Origin of the sequence: Hymenobacter artigasi, from assembly GCF_012275535.1 — a bacterium.
GTDB lineage: Bacteria > Bacteroidota > Bacteroidia > Cytophagales > Hymenobacteraceae > Hymenobacter > Hymenobacter artigasi.
Genome location: NZ_JAAVTK010000006.1, coordinates 201164 through 221933 on the forward strand (window position 1 = coordinate 201164; position 20770 = coordinate 221933).

Annotated in this window: 17 protein-coding genes; 9 read left to right on the forward strand and 8 right to left on the reverse strand. The window is 60.1% G+C overall.

Going from position 1 to position 20770, the window contains the following annotated elements; translation table 11 throughout:
• Positions 1 to 29 precede the first annotated feature (29 nt).
• Positions 30 to 2693 (forward strand): AsmA family protein, encoded by a 2664-nt coding sequence (locus HBN54_RS11890; protein WP_168673429.1) that lies wholly within the window; start codon positions 30 to 32, stop codon positions 2691 to 2693.
• Positions 2694 to 2897: 204 nt separating this feature from the next.
• Positions 2898 to 4808 carry a ribosomal protection-like ABC-F family protein gene (abc-f, locus tag HBN54_RS11895; protein WP_168673430.1) on the forward strand — a complete coding sequence of 637 codons (1911 nt, stop codon included), beginning with the start codon at positions 2898 to 2900 and terminating at the stop codon, positions 4806 to 4808.
• 269 nt (positions 4809 to 5077) lie between these two features.
• On the opposite strand, the gene HBN54_RS11900 is transcribed toward abc-f, so the two are convergent.
• Positions 5078 to 5536, reverse strand: coding sequence for a hypothetical protein (locus tag HBN54_RS11900; protein ID WP_168673431.1), 459 nt, complete (start codon positions 5534 to 5536; stop codon positions 5078 to 5080).
• Between the two features lie 248 nt (positions 5537 to 5784).
• On the reverse strand, positions 5785 to 6420 hold the full coding sequence (locus HBN54_RS11905) for a carbonic anhydrase family protein (protein WP_168673432.1): 636 nt from the start codon (positions 6418 to 6420) through the stop codon (positions 5785 to 5787).
• Between the two features lie 160 nt (positions 6421 to 6580).
• Between HBN54_RS11905 and HBN54_RS11910 the strand changes: the two genes are divergently transcribed.
• Entirely contained in the window at positions 6581 to 7912 is a 1332-nt protein-coding gene (locus tag HBN54_RS11910; protein ID WP_168673433.1) for a type IX secretion system plug protein, read from the forward strand.
• A 117-nt stretch (positions 7913 to 8029) separates the two neighbouring features.
• Positions 8030 to 9496 carry a M48 family metalloprotease gene (locus HBN54_RS11915; protein WP_168673434.1) on the forward strand — a complete coding sequence of 489 codons (1467 nt, stop codon included), beginning with the start codon at positions 8030 to 8032 and terminating at the stop codon, positions 9494 to 9496.
• Between the two features lie 273 nt (positions 9497 to 9769).
• On the opposite strand, the gene HBN54_RS11920 is transcribed toward HBN54_RS11915, so the two are convergent.
• Positions 9770 to 10642: a hypothetical protein gene (locus HBN54_RS11920; RefSeq protein WP_168673282.1), complete on the reverse strand. Its 873-nt coding sequence runs from the start codon at positions 10640 to 10642 to the stop codon at positions 9770 to 9772.
• Positions 10643 to 10906: 264 nt separating this feature from the next.
• Here HBN54_RS11920 and HBN54_RS11925 point away from each other — a divergent pair, with 264 nt between their 5' ends.
• The gene (locus HBN54_RS11925; protein ID WP_168673435.1) at positions 10907 to 12376 is read left to right on the forward strand and encodes a M48 family metalloprotease; all 1470 of its coding nucleotides are present in this window, start codon (positions 10907 to 10909) and stop codon (positions 12374 to 12376) included.
• A 192-nt stretch (positions 12377 to 12568) separates the two neighbouring features.
• On the opposite strand, the gene ychF is transcribed toward HBN54_RS11925, so the two are convergent.
• Entirely contained in the window at positions 12569 to 13669 is a 1101-nt protein-coding gene (ychF, locus tag HBN54_RS11930) for a redox-regulated ATPase YchF (protein WP_168673436.1), read from the reverse strand.
• A gap of 247 nt (positions 13670 to 13916) precedes the next feature.
• Positions 13917 to 14285 (reverse strand): DUF3276 family protein, encoded by a 369-nt coding sequence (locus tag HBN54_RS11935; protein WP_168673437.1) that lies wholly within the window; start codon positions 14283 to 14285, stop codon positions 13917 to 13919.
• Positions 14286 to 14559: 274 nt separating this feature from the next.
• Between HBN54_RS11935 and HBN54_RS11940 the strand changes: the two genes are divergently transcribed.
• The 4 genes from HBN54_RS11940 to HBN54_RS11955 all read left to right on the forward strand — a co-directional run bounded on the left by HBN54_RS11940 (position 14560) and on the right by HBN54_RS11955 (position 16608).
• Positions 14560 to 15477, forward strand: a complete 918-nt coding sequence (locus HBN54_RS11940; RefSeq protein WP_168673438.1) for a DUF58 domain-containing protein — start codon at positions 14560 to 14562, stop codon at positions 15475 to 15477.
• A 144-nt stretch (positions 15478 to 15621) separates the two neighbouring features.
• The gene (locus tag HBN54_RS11945) at positions 15622 to 15834 is read left to right on the forward strand and encodes a hypothetical protein (RefSeq protein WP_168673283.1); all 213 of its coding nucleotides are present in this window, start codon (positions 15622 to 15624) and stop codon (positions 15832 to 15834) included.
• 66 nt (positions 15835 to 15900) lie between these two features.
• Entirely contained in the window at positions 15901 to 16359 is a 459-nt protein-coding gene (locus tag HBN54_RS11950; protein ID WP_168673439.1) for a hypothetical protein, read from the forward strand.
• A 75-nt stretch (positions 16360 to 16434) separates the two neighbouring features.
• Positions 16435 to 16608 (forward strand): hypothetical protein, encoded by a 174-nt coding sequence (locus HBN54_RS11955; protein WP_168673440.1) that lies wholly within the window; start codon positions 16435 to 16437, stop codon positions 16606 to 16608.
• Positions 16609 to 16829: 221 nt separating this feature from the next.
• Here HBN54_RS11955 and HBN54_RS11960 read toward each other — a convergent pair whose 3' ends face one another.
• From HBN54_RS11960 to HBN54_RS11970, 3 genes are all read right to left on the reverse strand, one after another.
• Positions 16830 to 17465, reverse strand: coding sequence for a helix-turn-helix domain-containing protein (locus HBN54_RS11960; RefSeq protein WP_168673441.1), 636 nt, complete (start codon positions 17463 to 17465; stop codon positions 16830 to 16832).
• On the reverse strand, positions 17465 to 17842 hold the full coding sequence (locus HBN54_RS11965) for a cupredoxin domain-containing protein (RefSeq protein WP_168673442.1): 378 nt from the start codon (positions 17840 to 17842) through the stop codon (positions 17465 to 17467). Before HBN54_RS11965 ends, HBN54_RS11960 begins: the two co-directional genes overlap by 1 nt.
• Positions 17843 to 17948: 106 nt before the next feature.
• Positions 17949 to 20219, reverse strand: a complete 2271-nt coding sequence (locus HBN54_RS11970; protein ID WP_168673443.1) for a heavy metal translocating P-type ATPase — start codon at positions 20217 to 20219, stop codon at positions 17949 to 17951.
• Between the last annotated feature and the right edge of the window lie 551 nt (positions 20220 to 20770).

The window sequence follows — 20770 nt, forward strand, 5'->3', positions numbered from 1 at the left end:
CCGCCCTTCCGCCGCTCTCCGCTCTCCCCGTGTCGGAAGCGCCCACGCCCCGGTCGCGCCGTTGGGTTTGGTGGCTGCTCGGCATGGCAATCGTGCTGCTGGGAATTACCCTGGTGGTGCAGCAGCTGCTCGACCCCTGGCTGCGCCGCAAGCTGGAGCAGCAGGTGACCACCCAAACCCACGGCCAGTACCGCCTGCAGGTGGGCGCGCTGCACACCAGTCTGTGGCAGCGCGCCATTCGGCTGAGCGGCCTGCGCCTGCGCCCCGCCGCCACCGTGGCCGATACGCTGCCCCGCGTCCGGCTCGACGTGGCGCAGCTCGATGTCACGGGCATCGGGCTGCTGGCGCTGCTACACAAAGGCGTGGTGCCCATTGATAGCGTGGTGCTGGACTCGGCCCGGATTGAGGTACTGGCTTTAGCCCAAAAACCCACCAAAAACACCGGCAAGCCGCTGCACGAGCAATTGCCGCTCAAGCTCAAAGGGCTGGATATTGGCTACTTCGGCCTGCTGCACACCCGCGCCAACTACCAGCCCGGCGGGGCGCAGGCCCCGCCCACGGCCCGCTTCCGACGCGCCGATTTAAGCGCGCAAAACCTGCTCATCAGCGCGGCCGGCGCGGCCGATTCGCAACGCCTGGGCTACGCCATTGGCTGGAAACTGCTGCTGCAACACGCCCAGGGGCAGGCGGCTGGCCACCAGCTGGCCGTGGCCGGGCTCACCATTGCCACCGCCGACCACCTGATTCAGCTCGATTCCGGGCGCGTGCAGCCGCTGGAGGCCGCCCGTGCCGGCCAGCCCCGCGTCGATTTGCTGCTGCCGCGCCTGCGCCTCACGGGCCTGCGGGCGGCAGCGTTGCAGCACCAGCACCGGTTCCGGGCCGATTCGCTGCTGATTCAGCAACCGCAACTCACGGCCGTTTTACCGGCCAACAATTCGGCGGGAAATTCGAAGTCGGCCACGGATTATCTCAAAAGCCTGGATTTGGCCCACCTGGCCGTGCGCGGCGGCTACGTACACGTAACCGGCGCGGCAGCTGACCCGACCATCCATGGTCTGGAAGTGGCGGGTACGGCCATCCATTTCGACTCGGTGAACGCGCCCAACGCGCAACGCATTTTCTTCGCCAAGGCCTGGGAAGTGGCGCTGGGCCGCAGCCAGGCCACTGTGGCGGCGCATGCGCTGGCGCTGGGTAGCCTGAAGCTGTCGACTTCGGCGGGCACGTTTACGCTGCGCTCGGTGCGGATTCGGCCGCCCGCGCCGGGGCAGGGCAAGCCCGGTGGCCTGCGCGTCGACCTGGTGCTGCCCAGCCTGGCACTGGCCGGGCTCGATGCGAAAGCCCTTCAACAAAAGCACTTTCAAGCCCAAACCCTGGTCCTGGACCGGCCCAACCTCCACTTCACGCCGCCCGTTCAGCCACCCCCGCCCTTCTGGAAATTGCTATCGAAGTACCTGCGCCGCTCCGATTTGGCCGTGGTGCGGGTGAACCACGGCGAGCTGCTTTTCGGCCGCTGGCGGCACGCCCCCCAGGTGCGCGACCTGAACGTGAGGGCCACCGCCATCCGCATCGACTCGGCGGCCAATGCCGACCCGGGCCGCATAGCCTACGCCCGCGCCTGGCTGCTGAACACCGGCCAGCTGTCGGCACCCTTCGACCCGCCCTTTTACGAGGCCAGCAGCGCGCATGTGCACCTCGATACCGATGCCCAGCAACTGGTATTCAGCGACATGCTCTTGAAACCCCAGTTCTCGCCCATCGGCATGAACCTGCACAAGGGCTACCAGGCCCCGGCCGTTACCATCAAATTGAAGGCCCTGACCCTGGCCGGACTCGCTTTCAAAGGCTTGGTTGAGCACGGCGATTTCCGCCTGAAGCGCGTCACCGTGCAAAGCCCCGTGGTCACCATCGCCTCCGACGGCCGGGGCCCTATCAACCCGAATCGCTCCAAAATATCGCCCGAGGAGATGCTCAACCTCCCCGTCATCATCGACGTGCCCCGGCTCGACCTCGTGAATGGCAACCTGTACTCGACCTACCGCAGCCCGCTCACGCCCCTCACCGGCACCATGAACATCAACCGCTTCAACGGCACGTTCTATAACCTGAGCAACGACCGCCGGCACCAGACTGCCGCCCACCCCCTCACCGGCAAGGCCAGCACCTACCTCCAGAACCAGTGTCGGCTCGATGCCCAGGTATCCATGTATCTACTTGACCCCAAGGGCCGGCACCGCATCTGGGGCGCGTTCGGCCCCGGCCCGTTTGCCATGCTCAATTCCATGACCGTGCCCACCAAGCTGGTCGAGTTCAAGCGCGGCAAGGCGCAGCGCATCCGGTTCGATATGCGGGCAGACCGCAAGGGCTCCACCGGCACCATGTGGGCCGAATATTCGGGCCTGCAGATGGAACTGCTTGGCTACAAGAACGAAGAAGTAAAGAAAACCCTCATCAAGCGCGTTATCTCTAAAGCCGTCAACGTCGTGGTAATTCGGGACCAGAACCCGCGCAAGCGCGGCAAGCTGGTAACCGGCGAGATGAAAAGCACCCGCGAGCCGCGCTTTTCGGTGTTCGCCCTCTGGCGGCAGGGCGTAGTAAGCGGCCTGTTCAACAACGTGGGCGTGCCCCAGAAAATCGCCCAGAAGCTGAGCGAAGCCCAGGACGAAGCGCCATTGCCGAAGGGTTTGTCCAAATAGAACAACAAAAGGCAGTCATGCTTCGCTGCGCTCTGCATGACTGCCTGGTTGGATAACCGATTAAGAAGCAAAGTCCGCCCAAACGCACTATTCCGTTTCGCACTTTCCGGCCCCATTCGGTAGTTGCACAATCGGGCAATGTGGTTTTTTAGCCGGCGGCTCCTCCCTCGGCCGTACCTTTGTGCCTGAATACCCCGCGACCCCATGATTTCAATCTCCGACCTCGACTTCCACTTCGGTTCCCGTGCGCTGTACGACAACGCCAGCCTGCACATCAAGCCCAAGGATAAAATCGGCCTCATCGGCCTCAACGGCACCGGTAAATCGACCCTGCTGCGCCTGCTCGTAGGCGAGTACAAGGCCGACGGCGGCACGATTTCGATGAGCAAAGAGGTGAGCCTGGGCTTTCTCAACCAGGATTTGTTGAGCTACGACACGCACGAGAGCATTCTGCACGTAGCCATGCAGGCCTTTGAGGAAGCGCTGGAGCTGCAGAAGAAAATCGACGATATTCTGGTGCTGTTCGAAACCGATTATTCCGATGACCTCATCGACAAGCTGGCCACCATGCAGGAGCGGTTTGAGGCGCTGGGCGGCTACACCATGCAGGCCCGCGCCGAGGAAATTCTCGAAGGCCTGGGCTTCACGACCGAGGAGCTGACCAAGCCGCTGAAAAGCTTTTCGGGCGGCTGGCGCATGCGCGTGATGCTGGCCAAAATCCTGCTCCAGCAGCCCTCGCTCCTGCTGCTCGACGAACCTACCAACCACCTGGACTTGCCATCTATTAAGTGGATTGAGAACTACCTGGCCGACTACGAAGGCGCGGTCATCATCGTGAGCCACGACCGGGCTTTCCTCGACCGCACTACTAATACCACCGTGGAGGTGATTGGCGGCAAGCTGGTGCCCTACGCCGGCAACTACAGCTACTACCTCGAAGAAAAGGTGGAGCGCAACCTCATTCAGAAAGGTGCTTTTGATAACCAGCAGGCCCAGATTCGGCAGGCTGAGAAGTTCATTGAGCGCTTTAAGGCCAAGGCCAGCAAGGCCAAGCAGGCCCAAAGCCGCGTGAAGGCCCTCGACAAGCTGGAGCGCATTGAGGACGTGGCCCAGGACGCCGCCAAAATCAACATGAAGTTCACCTTCAAAGTTGAGCCCGGCCGCCACATTCTGCGCATGGAGCACGTGACGAAGAAGTACGACCAAAAGCTGATTTTCCGCGACACGAACGTGCACATCGAGCGGGGCGACAAAATTGCCCTCATCGGCGCCAACGGCAAGGGCAAATCGACGCTTATGCGCCTCGTGGCCGGCACCGAAGCGCCCACCAACGGCAAGCACCAGCTGGGCCACAACGTGATTATGTCGTTCTACGCCCAGCACCAGCTGGAGTCGCTGACGCTCGACAACGAGATTTTGCAGGAGATGAGCGAGGCCGGCTCGAAGCGCAACGACATGGAGTTGCGCTCGGTACTGGGCTCGTTCCTGTTCACGGGCGAGGAGGTTTTCAAGAAAATCAAAGTCCTCAGCGGTGGCGAGAAAAGCCGCGTGGCCCTGGCCAAGACCCTGATTTCGGAAGCCAACTTCCTGCTGCTTGACGAACCGACCAACCACTTGGACATGGTATCGGTAAACATCCTGATTCAGGCACTGGAGCAGTACCAGGGCACATTCATCGTGATTAGTCACGACCGGTTCTTCGTGGAAAACGTGGCCACCAAAATCTGGTACATCGAGGATTTTCAGCTGAAAGAGTACCCCGGCACCTACGCCGAGTACGAAACCTGGCAGGAAGACCGCGAAAAGGCCGCCAAGAAAGCAGGCCTGCCCAGCCCCTCGGCCCCCAAGCCGCAGCACAAGGAGGACAAAAAACCCGAGTCTGCTCCCGCCAAAACGTCCTCGCCCGACCAGAAAAAGGCGCTGAAAGAACTGGCCGAAGTAGAAGCCAAAATCGACACGCTGGAAAAGGAATTGGCCGGCTACGAAAAGCAGCTCGCCGACCCGAAAATCTACGAAAACTCATCGCAGCTGAAAGATGCAACGATGAAATTTGAGCAGGTAAAGAAGGAGTTGGCGCAGTTGAATGACCGTTGGGAAATGCTGGCGGAAGTGTAGTCGAAAGCTATTTAAAAACTGAAAGCCTCTCTGGAAGCAATTGCTTCTGGAGAGGCTTTTTTAATGGCAACGTTAGGGCTTTGTCTAGGCGGGGGTTTTGTTATTCTTCCGCCCATAGCTTAAGCCAAATATAGATTGAAAAGCCGCACAAAGAAACCGCTGCTAAATAAACAATTTCCTGCTGGGAGCCGCTGCACAGCATCGTACTTCCGCCGATGGTTTATTCTTCCGCCCCGCTTACACAAAGCCCCTTGTTGGTGGCAGTTTTGTCAGCCCACACGAATATATTCTTCGAGTTCTTCTTTTGAAATTTCTGTCTCGTCAAGCATTTCAATTATTTGTTCAGTTGTCAACCTGTAATAACTAATTGGAATTGCAATTTCATATTGTCCAACCTTTTTTAATAATTCTCTTGAAAAGATTTCAAAGTTTAATTGTCCACCGTTGTCAAAAATTTCTATGTATAAACTCATTTCGGTCACTCCATTTTTGTCAATCAGTTGTTTGTTATTGTCTATGAAGTCTAAATACCACTTTTCATATTCAGTCATTTCATATTGCAGTCCATAAATTTTGGGGCAAAGAACAGTTAAACTACCAAATCCAAATATTCCGTCTGGGTCTTTGTCGTTTAAGTCGTCAGGTTCATTGCTTGTGAAAAGATGAATGTTGTCTGTCAGCTCTTTAATAAATTCCTTAGGGGAAAATTTGTCTCCAGTTAAGTCCAACGATATTCTGATTATCCACATTGAGTTTTGTCGATTTATAATTGCCACCAACATTACGATACCCGCTACTTAGCGGTCACCCGGATAGCGGGTATTTTTCCTTAGTACGCAGTTGAGTAGCGGGTAGCATACCAGATTTGGCCTGCTACCCGCTACTTGCCAGTTAAAGGCCGAGGCTGTCGTGCGGAGAAGCCGGGCTAGTACATTGAGCAACATGCGTGTATATATCGCTCAGCGGCGTTGATACGCTACGCCGCTTCGTCTTCCAGGAAAGCCACCTGGCCCGTAGCAATGTCGTGCATGCCGCCCACGATGCCCACTTCGCCCTGCGCAATCATCTCTTTCAGTATCGGGCTGCGCTCCAGGATGGCCTGCACCGTGCGTTTCACGTTTATCAGGGATACTTTTTCCACAAAGGCCGGATTGCTGGAGGTGCGGTTTTCCGTCTCGGTTTTCTCGTTGAATACGGCCGGCTGAATTTTATTGAGCAGGGCCGTCAGGTTGCCCATTTCCACGTGGTCGCAGGCGCCCTTCACGGCACCGCATTTGGTGTGGCCCAGCACCACGATAATTTTCGAGCCGGCCACTTTGCAGGCAAATTCCATGCTGCCCAGAATGTCTTCGTTGATGATGTTGCCCGCAACGCGCACGCTGAAGACATCGCCCAGGCCCTGGTCAAAAATCAGCTCGGCCGACGTCCGGCTGTCGATGCAGCTCAGGATAACGGCAAACGGGAATTGGCCGTCGGCGGTGTAGCCAGCTTGTTCCAGCAGGTTACGATTGGCTTTCAGGTTGTTGACGAAGCGGCTATTGCCTTCTTTTAAAATCTGCAGCGACGTTTTGGGCGTGAGGCTGGCTTGGGTTTCCTGGGTGTGTACGCGCATGGGGCGGGGGAATTGGAATGGGAAAGAGAACATGTGAACGACGGCTGCGTGCGGCCGGCAATGCCGGCTGGGCACCAGGGCCGCCCTTTTGGTAACGTAAAATAACGCTGCGCAGCCGTTGCGCCCGGCATTGGCGGGCAGGCAACCGTACTTTCGTGCCATGCGCTTTCTTCCCCTTGCCTCCCTCCTGCTGCTGGCCGCTGCCTGCGTGCCGCTGGGCACCCCCATCACCAGCACCGCGCCCGGCACCCAGCGCCCGCCCGAATACTACGCCGATAAAACCCTGCGCTACCAGGACTACACCTACGCGCCCGACGTGCGCAGCGTGCAGTGCTACGTGAATACCGGCCGGCCCAACGAGGTATTGCAGCCGCCGGTGGTGGCGCTGGGCCAGAGCCCAAGCATCGTGCTGGAGTTTGACGTGCTGGGCCCGCAGAGCCAGCGCTTCACCGCCAAGCTCATTCACTGCGACGTGGACTGGCAGCCTTCGGTGCTGACGGACATGCAGTTCCTGAGCGAAATCAACGAGTTTCTCATCACCGACTACCGGGTGGGTACGGGCACTAAAGTGCCGTATTTCCACTACCGGCTGCGCGCCCCGCAGGTGAAGCTGAGCGGCAACTACCTGCTGGTGGTGCAAAGCGCGGGCGGCGTGCCGGTGGTGTCGCGCCGGCTGCTGGTGTATGAGAGCCAGGTGAGCGTGGGGCTGGCCCCGGGCATCGTCATCGGCGGGCAGGAGCGGTTTACCATGCAGCAGCTCGACTTCAGCATTGGCTACGGCACCGTGGATTTGGTGAACCCCGCCGTGGAAGTGAAGGTGGTGCTGCGCCAGAACTTCCGCTGGGACAACGCCAAGTACAACCTGCGCCCCACCTTCGTGCGCGACGCCGAGCGACGCCTCGACTACCAGTATTTCAACTTCGAGAATGCCTTTCCCGGCCTCAGCGAGTACCGGTATTTCGATACCCGCTCCATCCAGACGGTGGGCATTGGCGTGCTGCACGTAGACCCGCGTGCCATGCCCGCGACCACGGTGCAGCTGCAGCCCGAAGTGTCGCGCAGCCAGACGGCCTACAACCAGTACGTGGATTCCAACGGCCAGCGCGTGTTCGAGAGCCGCGAATACGGCAATGGCGCCACCAACGCCGACTACGCCGACGTGCAGTTTCAGCTAAAAGCCCCGCAGCCCGCGCCCGGCCCGGTCTACGTGTTTGGCGCCCTCACCGACTGGCAGCTAAAGGACGAGTTCCGACTGAAGTACGACGAAGCCCAGCAGCTCTACACCGGCCACGCCTTGCTCAAGCAAGGCTACTATAACTACGATTTTGCCGTGGCCGGAGCCGCTGGCAAAGCCCCCAACGAAGTGTACTTCGAAGGCACGCACTACGAAACCGAAAACCAGTACGACCTGCTGGTGTACTACCGCCCGCCCGGCACCCGCGCCGACCTGCTCATCGGCTACAAAGCCGTGGATATGAACAGCCGCCAGTAGCTACGCCCTGCGCACAACCCGTAGCGCTGGGCTGCGTTTGCAAGGGAATCCTGTCGGCGGCCGGCAACGATTGGGCCAACCCTGGCCCACTGGTTCGGCCCGGACAGAACGCTCCGCATGAAAAAACCACTTCTCCAATCAAGCGCTACCCTAGCTGTATTACTTACCGTACTGGTGGGCTGCGCCGTGAATCCGGTGACGGGCAAGAAGGAGGTGATGTTGGTATCGGAAGGCCAGGAACTGGCGATGGGGGCCGAATCGGACCCGGCCGTAATTGCCCAGATGGGCTTATACCCGGACAAAAAAATTCAGGCCTTTATCAACGAAAAGGGTAAGCAGATGGGGGCCATTTCGCACCGGCCCGAGCTGACCTACCAGTTTCGGGTGGTGGATACGCCGGTAATTAATGCCTTCGCCATTCCCGGCGGCTACGTGTATTTCACACGCGGCATCATGGCCCACTTCAACAATGAGGCGCAGTTTGCCGGCGTGCTAGGGCACGAAATTGGTCATATCACGGCCCGTCACTCGGCCAGGCAGCAAACCAATTCCATCCTGGGGCAGGTGGGGCTAATGGGGGCTATGATTGCCTCGCCCCGCCTGGCGCAGTTTGGCCAGCAGGCCTCGCAGGGCCTGCAGCTGCTGTTTTTGAAATTCGGCCGCGACGATGAAAGCCAGGCCGATGGCTTGGGCGTGGACTATTCGTCGCAGATTGGCTACGACGCCAGCCAGATGGCTGATTTTTTCCAGACCCTGGCCCGCGAGCAGGAGGCCAAAGGTGGGGCGGCCATCCCCGACTTTTTGAGCACCCACCCCAACCCGGCCGACCGCTTCGCAACCGTGCACCAGGAAGCCGACCAGTGGCAGCAGAAGCACGGCAGCCCCAAGCTGGCCGTGAACCGCGACCAGTACCTGCACCTAATCGACGGCCTGGTGTATGGGGAGGACCCCAAGCAGGGCTTCGTGGAAAACAGCATATTTTACCACCCCGAGCTGAAGTTCCGCTTCCCGATTCCGGCGGGCTGGAAGTCGCAGAACTCGCCCTCGCAGTTTCAAATGGCCGACCCCACCGGCAAGGCCCTGCTCGTGCTGCTGCCCGCCCCCGGCGCCACTCCGGAGGAGGCAGCTCAAGCCGTGCTAAAGCAGTTGAATCTGCAAGCTACCGACTCGCGCCGCACTACCATCAACGGCTTTCCGGCCTTGGTATTCACCGCCGACCAGGTGCAGCAAGACCCCCAGACCGGCCAGCAGGTGGCCGGGGTGCGGGTGCTGGGCCACATTATTCAGGATGGCAAGTCGCTCTATGCTTTCATGGGGGTGGCCGCGCCAGCCGATTTCCCGGCCTTCGCGCCGCAGTTCAGCAACGTGGCCCAGGGCTTTGCCCGCCTCACCGAGCCCGATAAGCTGAACCGCAAGCCTGAGCGCATTCACATCCAGAAGCTGCGCCTGCGCAGCAACCTGCGCCAGGCACTATTGGCCCAGGGCACCCCCGAAAACCGCCTCGAAGAGTTGGCCATTCTCAACGGCATGCAGTTGAATGACCAAGTGAATGCCGGTTCTCTGATTAAAGTGGTGAGGAGGTAGCTGGTGCCGGATGTTTGCTGGCAATGGAAGGCAAAGCAGCGTGCTGCTAGTTAAGCCTCTGTCAGGCACTCAACCTGCAGCACTCTAATCCTGAGCAACATACAAAAGCGTATTTAGAGCAGTTTTCAGATTCGTGTACACGTAGCGCGAACTTTGTAGTTCGCGTCCCCGCGCCGTTAGAACTACGCTGACGGCGCGGGGGCGCAAACTACAAAGTTCGCGCTACTGCCTGCTGGCCTCCTAAGCTGTACATAAACCCGAAAACTGCTCTAGCTACTTCCCGCTGAGCTGCACGCTGGTTTTCAAAGCAATGGGGCTCAATTGTTGGCCGCCACCGTAGCCGCCACCACCGCGCATTCCGCCGCCGCCACCCCGCATTCCACCACCTCCACCGCTGCCGCGCATTCCGCCCCCGCCACCGCTGCCGCGCATTCCACTGCCACCCCCACTCATGCCGCCGCCGCCCTGGCCGGGCATGGTGAGCCGGCCACCGGCCAGCGTGATGCCGACTACGGCTTTCTGGCCCGTGGCCAGCGCGGGCAGCTTATGGTAGAGCAGCCGTAGCGGCACGGCCAGCTCATAAATCAGGTCTTCCTGCGCATCCACGGCCAGGGCGGCCTTCACGCCGAGCTGCGACTGGGCATCGGTGAGGGTGGGCTCCTTGCTGCCTTTGTAATTGAGGAGCTCCATCTCGCGCATGTTGGCAATCACCTGCGTCATGCGCTCGCGCCGGGCGGCCTGGCGGTCGGCGGGCGAGTCGGCGGGGTTGTCGGGCTGCTGGTCGCGTGCTTCGGCCGGGGCGCGTTCGCCCATCTGGCCCAGCGGGAAATGCACGCCAAACTGGTGCTGGTTGCGGCCCGTGGTATCGAGCCAGACCGTGAGGCCCAGGCGCACAATTTTGGCCTGCGTGGCCGGGTCGGCGGCTTTGATGCGCAGGTACACGGCGCGGCCATCGTTCAGCACCTGGTATTGCAGCTTGCTGATGGGGTCGTAGTGCAGCGAGTCGGTCCACTCGCTGGCCCGCCCATCCACCACCGGCGGCGCGGGGGCAAACCGGCTGGTGCTGCTGGCCGTGGGCTGGCGGCTACACGCCAGAAACAAAAAAGCTGCGGGCAGCCACACGGGCCACGAACGGGGAATAATCATCCTAAAATTTGAAATACAACCAGGCAAAATCAGACGCAATGTTCCCGGTTATCGGGTGTGTTTTGAGTGAATGTGACTGGTTTGGCCACAAACTGGCAGGAAAATGGCATAACCCCAGCGGAGCCTGCCCCGGCCGGCGCCATCGCAAAGCTAACCGCCCACCCCATGGGGCCCAACCGTAGCGCGGCGTAACCGCATTTGCCCCGCCGCCGTTGCAGGCCCATCCGCTGTTCTTCACCGGTAAATTCCGCTTTATTTATTCCCATGAATCTTTCGTTTCTTCCTGCCCTGCGCACCGGCGCGCTGCTTTCATTACTGCTGCCTCTGGCCAGCTCTTCCAGCATGACCGACTGGGCGGCCCGCCGCCCGGCCACGGCTTCGGCCCGCGCTATTCCGGCCGCCCGCCCGCTGCAAGGCGCCAAGCCCGACCCGGCCGTTATCGCCCAGTTTGGCTTGTATAATAACGCCAAGCTGCAGCAGCTCATCACGGCGCGGGGCAAGGCCATGGCGGCCATTTCGGACCGCCCCGGCGACTACGGCTTCACCGTGGTCGATTCGCCCGTTATCAACGCCTTCGCCACCCCCGATGGCCACGTGTACTTCACGCGCGGCATCATGGCGTATTTCAATGATGAAGCCCAGTTCTCCGGCGTGCTTGGGCACGAGCTTGGCCACATCACCGCCCAGCACGGCAAAAAGCAGCAGCGCAACAGCACCATTGCCGGCATTGGCATGCTGCTAGGCTCCATTGTGGCTCCGCGGGTGATGCAGTCTGTGGGCGGCGTAGTGCAGCAGGGCGTGGGCCTGTGGATGCTCAAGTATAGCCGCGGCGACGAGAACGAGGCCGACGGTCTGGGCGTAAAGTATTCGACCAAAATTGGCTACGATGCCAGCCACATGGCTGACTTTTTCCAGACCTTGCAGCGCACCGAGGAGCAGAGCGGTAGCAGCATCCCCACTTTCCTGAGTTCGCACCCCAACTCAGCCGACCGCTACACCCGCGTGAAGCAGTTGGCCGCCCAGGCCAAGCAGAGTGCCGGCCGCAGCACCTTCGCCGTGAACCGCGATTCTTATCTGCGCTCCATCGAGGGCCTGACTTTTGGCGAAGACCCCCGCCAGGGCTTCGTGGAAAACAGCGTGTTTTACCACCCCGACCTGAAATTCCGCTTCCCCATCCCCTCGGGCTGGAAATCGCAGAACTCCCCCGATAAATTCCAGATGCAGGAGCCCAATGGCAAAGCCCTGCTCGTATTCCTGGGCGCTGGGGGCGGCTCGCTCGACGAGGCGGCCTCGGGCCTGGCCAAGGCCATTGGCGTAGCTAACGCGCAGGCCCAGAAAACGACCATCAACGGCTTCCCGGCCCTCGTGTTTGAAGGCGACCAGCAGGCCCAGGACCAGCAGAGCTCCTCGGCCCACGTCCTGGCCCAGCTCATTCAGGATGGCAAGTCCATTTACGCTTTTGTGGGACTGGCCGAGCCGGCCTCGTTCAGCTCCTACGCGCCACAGTTTCAGCAGGCTGCTCAGGGATACGCCCGCCTCACGGAGGCCAGCAAGCTGAACCGCCAGCCCGAGCACATTCACATCCGCACCGCCACCGGCACCCAAACGCTGGCGGCGGCCCTGGCCTCGGCCGGCGTTCCGTCGAGCCGCTACCAGGAGCTGGCCATTGTGAATGGCATGAAAACCACCGACAAGCTGCCCAAGGGCATGCTATATAAAGTGGTAGGCAAATAGACCACTGATTAGCACGGATTTTAGCGGATTTCACGGATTTTGTAGCCGATTATTCCTGCACTGTCCGAATCCCAATCCAGCAATCAGAAAAACAAAAAGGCTTGCCGAGTGGCAAGCCTTTTTGTTTTTCTGATGATTTCTAACGTCCACAAAATCCGTGAAATCCGCTAAAATCCGTGCTAATCAGTGGTCTTAGACGTTGAAGCGGAAGTGCATGATGTCGCCGTCCTGCACCACATATTCTTTGCCTTCCACGGCCATCTTGCCGGCTTCTTTGATTTTTACTTCCGTCTTATACTCCTGATAATCGGGCAGCTTGATAACCTCGGCGCGGATGAAACCCTTCTCGAAATCGGAGTGGATGACGCCGGCGGCGGCGGGCGCTTTGTCGCCGCGATGGATGGTCCAGGCGCGTACCTCCTGCACGCCGGCAGTGAAGTAGGTAATCAGGTTCAGCAGTTCGTAGGAGGCGCGGATGAGCTTGTTCAGGCCCGACTCGGTGAGGCCGTACTCGCCCAGGAACATCTCTTTTTCCTCGGGGTCTTCCATGTCGGCAATCTGCTCCTCGATGGCAGCCGACACCAGCACGACCTGGGCACCTTCGGCCTTCACGTGCTCGCGCAGGGCGGTTACGTGGTTGTTGCCATTGCTGGCAATGCTGGCCTCGTCCACGTTGGCCACGTAAATTACGGGCTTTATGGTGAGCAACTGCAAATCGGCTACTGCTTCCAGCTCATCGGGGGTGGCGCTGAGGGCGCGGGCGTTCTGGCCGGCCTCCAGGGCATCCTTGAAACGCTGAAGTACTGCTACTTCCTTCTTGGCTACGGCATCGCCGGCTTTGGCGCTGCGCTCCGATTTCACCAGCTTCTTATCAACGCTTTCCAGGTCTTTAAGCTGCAGCTCGGTGTCGATAACATCTTTATCGAACACGGGGTCAACCCCGCCGGCTACGTGCACGATGTTTTCGTCCTCGAAGCAGCGCACCACGTGGATAATGGCATCTACCTCGCGAATGTTGGCCAGGAATTTATTGCCCAGGCCTTCGCCCTTGCTGGCACCCTTCACAAGGCCGGCAATGTCGACAAACTCGATGATGGTGGGCAGCACGCGCTTGGGGTTCACGAGGGCTTCCAGAATCTGGAGGCGCTCATCGGGCACGGTGATAACGCCCACGTTGGGCTCGATGGTGCAGAACGGGTAGTTGGCCGACTCGGCCTTGGCGTTCGAAAGCGCGTTGAAAAGGGTGGATTTACCGACGTTCGGCAAGCCGACGATACCGCAGCGGAGGCCCATTTTTTGGAATTATAAATTATGAATTATCAATTATGAATTGGGGGCAATTCGGCTGCAAAGGTACGGCTTGCGGTAACGCAAAACGGCGCAGCCAGACGAAAGTCTGATTACGCCGTTTTGGGGCATCTGTCATGCAGCGCGCAACGAAGCATCTTTACCTCGATACTAACTCCTGTCGATTGGTTTGCTATGAGGTAAAGATGCTTCGCTGCGCGCTGCATGGCGGGCTTTCTGCTTATCAAAAGCCCTAATATGCGTCGTCGCTGCGGTTGGGGTCGAAGGCGGGGCGCTCCACCTCGCGGCGGGGCTGGTCGCGGTCGTCGTACTCGCGGGGGCGGTCGAGCTCGGCCACTTCCTCGGGACTCAGCAGCTCCTCGCGCACATAGTCCACGGCGTCCTGCAGGGCATCCACGAACTTGAGGAAATCTTCCTTGTAGAGGAAAATTTTGTGCTTTTCGTACGAAACGGAGTCGTCGCCGTTCTGGCGGCGCTTGCTCTCGGTGATGGTCAGGTAGTAATCCTGGCCGCGGGTGGCTTTCACGTCGAAGAAGTACGTGCGCTTGCCGGCTTTAATGCGTTGGGAATAAATTTCTTCCTGGTCGTGACGGTCGTCCACGGCGATGGGTTGGGGGTATGGGTGGGAAATAGAAACGGTCGGTTGGTTGAAAGGCCTAACTTACGAAAGTTGCGGTAAAGATAAACGGAGGGCGGGGCTGGGGTGTTAAGCAGACAGAACGTTTGGAAGCAGAACGGTCATGCCGAGCGCAGCCGAGGCATCTCGCGTGCAGCAGTAATCCTTTCGATTGATTTACTATCACAAGCGAGATGCCTCGGCTGCGCTCGGCATGACCGTTCTTTATAGCCCCAAAGCCTCCTCCCCCGCCCACCCCATGCCCCTCGACCTCGCCGCCATCCGCTCCTTCGAGAACCTTGAGTTTCTGGCCCGCCAGCTCGTGGATGGGTTCATTACCGGCCTGCACCAGTCGCCCTACCACGGGTTTTCGGTGGAGTTTTCGGAGCACCGCCTGTATAACCCCGGCGAGAGCACGCGGCACATCGACTGGAAGGTTTTTGCCCGCACCGACAAGCTTTTCGTGAAGCGCTACGAGGAAGAAACCAACCTGCGGGCGCATATTCTGCTCGATGTGAGCCCCAGCATGTACTACCCCGCGCCGGGCTTCGATAAGCTGAAATTCAGCATTCTGGCGGCCGCCGCGCTCACTACACTGCTCACCCGCCAGCGCGATGCCGTGGGCCTCGTCACCTTCGCCGACGCCATTGAGCTGCAAACGCCGGTGCGCTCCACCAGCACCCACCGGCACACGCTGCTGCTAGCGCTGCAACAGCTGCTGGAGCGCCCGCCCGCGCCCAAAACCGGCCGGGGCACCGACGTGGCCGGCACCATTCACGCCATTGCCCGGCAGATTCCGAAACGCTCGCTCGTCATCCTGTTCAGCGACATGCTGGGGCGCGGTGCCGAGGAGCAGGAAACGGCCTTGGCCGCCCTGCAACACCTCAAGCACCAGCACCACGAGGTGCTGCTGTTCCACATTCTCGACCGGGCTACCGAGGCGGATTTCGAATTTTCCGAGCGGCCTTACATTTTTGAAGACGTGGAAACCGGCCTCGAAATCAAGCTTCAGCCTTCGCAGGTGAAAGAGCAGTACCAGGCGGCCATGACGGCCTATGAGCAGGAGCTAGCCCTGCGCTGCGGCCAGCTCCGCATCGATTTCGTGCCCGTGGACGTGCGCGAGCCGTTCGAAAAAGTACTGTATGCTTACCTGGTGAAGCGCGGCAAGGTGCGGTAAAGCCAAGGCCCTGGTAGACCGTCATGCAGAGCGCAGCGAAGCATTTTTCCCGCAGTAGTAATTCAACCGAGCCAACGAAGCGGTAAAGATGCTTCGCTGCGCTCTGCATGACCATAATCAATCATTCCATTCCCCTCAATTCCTGTGTTCCTTCTTCGCCTACTGCTCATTTTTGGGGTTTCGCTGCTCGTCTTCGCGCCCATCACCGGCTACATTGCCTATAACTACGGCCGCTCGTTCTGGCGGTGGTTTGGACTGGGGCTGCTGCTGCCGTTTGTCTCGGTATTTATCGCGCTGTTTATGGCCATGCGCGAGCGGGCGGCCGAAGAGCGGGCGAGCCGGCCCCCACGCCCGTAAGCACCTCCCACGTACCTTTACCGCCCCGGCCATCGGGGTAATTTTGCTACTTTTTTTCACCTCATCATGTACCAAACCCTTCTCGTTCTGCACTCCTGGTCCCGCTGGTTCGTGCTCATCTTCGGCGCTATTGCCGTGTACAGGGCCTACGTGGGCTACTCCGGCCGCCGCCCCTACCTCAGCGCCGATAACGGCATGAGTGCCGCTTTCTCGGGCTTTATGTGGCTGCAGGTGCTCATCGGCTTTGGGCTGTACTTCGGCCTCAGCCCCTGGGGCCTGAACGCCATGAAGCAGGCCGGCGCCATGAAAGACCCCACCGCCCGCTTTTTCGGCATGGAGCACGTTGCCGTAATGATTCTGGCCGCCATTGTGGCCCAGGTCGGCCGCATCGTGGTGAAGAAAACCGCCGACAGCACCCAGAAGCACCGTAAATCCCTGCTCTACTACGGCGTAGCGCTGCTGCTCGTGCTGCTCATGATTCCATGGGGCATCTGGAATCCGGCCCGGCCCTTGTTTCGGTTTTAAGTCTTAATTTTGAAGCGCTACGTATATGCCGTAGCGACCTCGCTATACTGCCCGATTCAACTTGTTGCTCCGCCCGTGATTAACGCGCCGAAACGTACCTATTCCGTCGAAGATTTCTCGGAGCTAATCAACTCCCGCCTTCAACAGCTGGAAGACACCCACGAAGCCCGGCAGCGCTATGGTTCCCTGCTGGCCGTGCTACGCCAGCAGGTCGACTCCTACCGCATGCGGCGGGCGGGCGGCAAATAGCCCGGTTCCAATCCTTCAGCAATTCAAAAGCCTTCCCGCTACGTAGCGTAGCGGGAAGGCTTTTTTGTGTCAATGCGGCCCGACCGGCCTACCAGGTAGTCAGTCATCAGTAATCGCTAGTCAGACAGAAATCAATTGACTGATTTTTAGATAGCTGAAATCTGATTACTGACTAACTATTACTGGCTACCTACTTAAAGAGCGGCATACCGGTTTCCGGCTCAAATCAGCGAATCCAAACTACGACGGGCTTGCGAGGCCGGGCCCAGCTTCTGGAATTCGGTGGGCGTGAGGCCCGTGACCTGCCGGAACTGCCGCGAGAGGTGCGCCGGGCTGCTGTAGCCCAGCTGCTGCGCCACTTCAGCCATGGGCAGTTCGCCGTAGCCAATCAGCTCCTTGGCCCGCTCCACCTTCTGGCGGATGGTGAATTTTTCAATCGTGAGGCCTTCGGAGGCGGAGAACAGGTGAGAAAGGTAGTGGTAATCCTTCTCCAGGTGCTCGGCCAGGTAAGCGGAGTAGTTGAGCAGGCGCGGGCCGGGCGGGGGGTAGTGAATCAGGGCCACCAGCAGGGTTTTGATGCGGTCCACGAGCTGGTCGCGGGGGTCTTCCAGCAACTCGAAGCCGGCCGCCTGCAGGCGGCTCCGGATGGCGGCCCAGTCGGGGGCCGCGCCATCGGGCGTTGATACGTCGGCCTCGCCCAGGGCCACGCGGTGCACCTGCAGACCCAGGGCCGCCAGGTCCTCCCCCACCACCCGGATGCACTGGGGACAGACCATGTTCTTAATCAGCAGCCGGTGCGAGCCGGGCGGCGGCAGCACGTGGGCAATGCTGACGTCGGCTTTCAGGGGATGCGGCATTATTTGACCACCAAACTGCCGCGCAGCATGCCCATGCCGCAGGTGAACGGGAAGGTGCCGGCCTTTTCGGGCAGCAGCTCCACCAGCGTCGTTTTGAAGGCCGGCAGGTCGCGGCGGATGCTGAAATCGGGCATCAGCAACTCTTCTGAGCAGCTGTTTTCCTCGTCGCGGTAGAAGCTCAGCTGCACGGGTTTGCCGCGTTCCACTTCAATGATGTCGGGCGAGTAACCACCTTTCACCGTGATGTCCACTTCCTGCACGCCGCTGGACGAGGAAACGGCGCTGGCCGTCTGGCGGGCCGAGAAGAAGAAGTACCACAGCACAAAGGCGGCTAAACCCAGGCCGACGATGGTGACGATAATGGCGGTTGTGTCCATTTTGTTGAATTAAAAATGATGAATTAAAAATTAAAAATCAGCCCGAATGGCTCCTGAATAAAACGGCGCTGCTACGGGCAAAACGCACATTTTTAATTCATCATTTTTAATTTTTAATTGGGGAAAATCCCCTGAGCCGCAGCGAGTTGGTGAGCACCGAAACTGAGCTGAGCGCCATGGCCGCCGCCGCCAGCATGGGCGAGAGCAGGATGCCGAAGAACGGATACAGCAGCCCGGCCGCTACGGGAATGCCCAGCGTATTATAAATGAAGGCGAAAAACAGGTTCTGCTTGATGGTGCGGATGGTTTGGCGGCTCAGCTCGATGGCCGTGACCACGCCGTGCAGGTCGGAGCGCATGAGCGTGATGCCGGCCGCTTCCATCGCCACATCAGTACCCGAGCCGATGGCGAGGCCGATGTCGGCCTGAGCCAGCGCGGGCGCGTCGTTGATGCCGTCGCCCACCATGGCCACGATGCGGCCCTCGGCCTGCAGCTCCTTCACCTTGCCGGCCTTGTCGGCCGGCAGCACTTCGGCGAAGTAGCGGGTGATGCCCACCTGGCCCGCCACCTGGGCGGCGGTCTGCGGGTTGTCGCCCGTCATCATCACCACCTCAATGCCCAGGGCCTGCAGCTCTTTAATGGCGGCGACGGAGGTGTCGCGCACGGTGTCGGCCACGCCCAGCAGGGCTACGGCTTGCCCAGCCACGGCCACGTAGAGCACGGTTTTGGCCTGGCTCAGCAATTGCTCGGCTTGGGCGGTGAGCTCGGGCGAAAGGGTGATGCCTTCGTCGGCCAGCAGGCGGCGGTTGCCGATGAACACGGCCTGGCCGTCGACGGTGGCGGTGGCGCCTTTGCCCTCCACGGCCCGGAAGCCGGTGGTGGCCAGGCTGCTGCTGCCCTGGGCGTCGGCGTGGCGCACCACAGCTTCGGCCAGCGGATGCTCGCTTTGGCGCTCCACGGCGGCTACCAGCTGCAACAGGCGCGGGCCGTCCTGACCGGGGACCACGAAGTCCGTCACGGCCGGCTCGCCGCGGGTGATGGTGCCGGTTTTATCCAGCAGCACGGTGTTTACCTGGTAGGCTTTTTCCAGGGCTTCGGCGTTGCGAATCAATACCCCATGCTCGGCGCCCTTGCCGGTGCTCACCATGATGGCCGTGGGCGTGGCTAGGCCGAGCGCGCAGGGACAGGCAATAATGAGCACGGCCACAAAATTGACCAGGGCCAGCGGCAGGCGCGTATCGACCGGGGCCAGGTCAAACCAAATCACGAACGTGAGAATGGAGATAATGACCACCGTGGGCACGAAAATGGAGCTAACCTTATCGGCCAGCCGCTGAATGGGCGCGCGGCTGCCCTGGGCGTCTTCCACCAGCTTCACAATCTGCGAGAGCATGGTATCGGAGCCGACTTTGGTTACTTCAAAGCGGAAGGAGCCGGTTTTGTTGAGCGTGGCCCCGAACACCGGGTCGCCGGTTTTCTTTTCCACGGGCAGGCTTTCGCCGGTGAGCATGGCCTCGTCAAGCGACGACTGGCCTTCGGTGATGCGGCCGTCGGTGGCCACTTTTTCGCCGGGGCGCACCACCACGATGTCGCCGAGCTGCACCTGCTCGATGGGCACGTCGACTTCCGCGCCGCCGGGCCGCACCACGCGGGCGGTTTTGGCCTGCAGGCCGATGAGGCTGCGCATGGCGGCCGAGGTCTGCGTTTTAGCGCGCAGCTCCATCACCTTGCCCAGCAGAATCAGGGCGATAATGGTGGCCGTGGTGTCGTAGTACACCTCGGGCATAAGGCCCCGGCTGGTGAAAAAGCCGGGCACCACAGTGGCCGCCAGGCTGTAGAGAAAGGCCGCGCCGGTGCCCACGGCAATGAGCGTGTCCATGTTGGCCGACCGGTGCTTAAAGCCATTCCAGGCCGACACGTAGAATTCGCGCCCGCTGTAGGCCAGCACGGGCAGCGTGAGCAGCAGCAGCAGGTAGTTGAGCCACTGCACGTTGATTCGCGCCATCATGGCGGGCCAGAGCATCAGCATGCTCAGCGGCATGATGACGACGACCAGGCCCACCGCCACCCAAAAGCGGCGCTTAAGTTTCTGATAAGCCAGGGCTTTCTGGCGGTCTATTTCGGCGCTGCGCTCAGCGGCGCTGGTATCGGGGGCGCGCTCCAGCACCCCGTAGCCGGCATTGACCACGGCTTCCTTCAGGGTGGCGGGGCTGGCCTGGCCGGGCAGGTAGTGCACGGTGGCCTTCTCGGTGGCGAAATTGACCATCGCGCTCTGCACGCCGGGGGCCCGGCTCAGCGACTTCTCCACGGCCGACGCGCAGGAGGCGCAGGTCATGCCTTCGATGTCGAGGGTTTCGGTTTTGGTAGTTGGTTCCATAGAAATGCAGGTTATCAGGTGGTTGCCGGGCATGGCTACTCAGCGGAGGCAGCCCACAGCCACCTTACAAAGGAACGGCGCTCCGGCAGGGAAGTTGGTACTGAATACCGCCGCAGAATTGCATAATTTGACGGATGGCAGTACCATTCGAGGTGGATTGAATATCAGGCTTTGTACTGTTGCCAGCATTGGTGGCCTAATAGAATTACGTGCTGTACTTGCATTATTTCGACAATAAATGCCGTACGAAAACGGCTTGCTAACCTCAGAAAATATCCTGGAGCAGGCCATAATGCCGCATTATCGTTCGATTCATAGCTTCGGATGTCGGCCCGCCGGCACCCTTTGGCTGCTTTACGGGTAATAGCGGCTGTCCGACGCCATCGGATAGGCTATTCTACTTTTGCAGCTGCTTGGTAGCTATCCGAATGGCCAGGACTGCTGCCTGTTCGGATACTCTTGAAGCACTTACTCATGGTTCTTGCCCCATCCTTTGCGCCCGAGGCCGGCTGTGTGCTTTATATCAAGCACATGGTCTGCGCCCGGGGTAT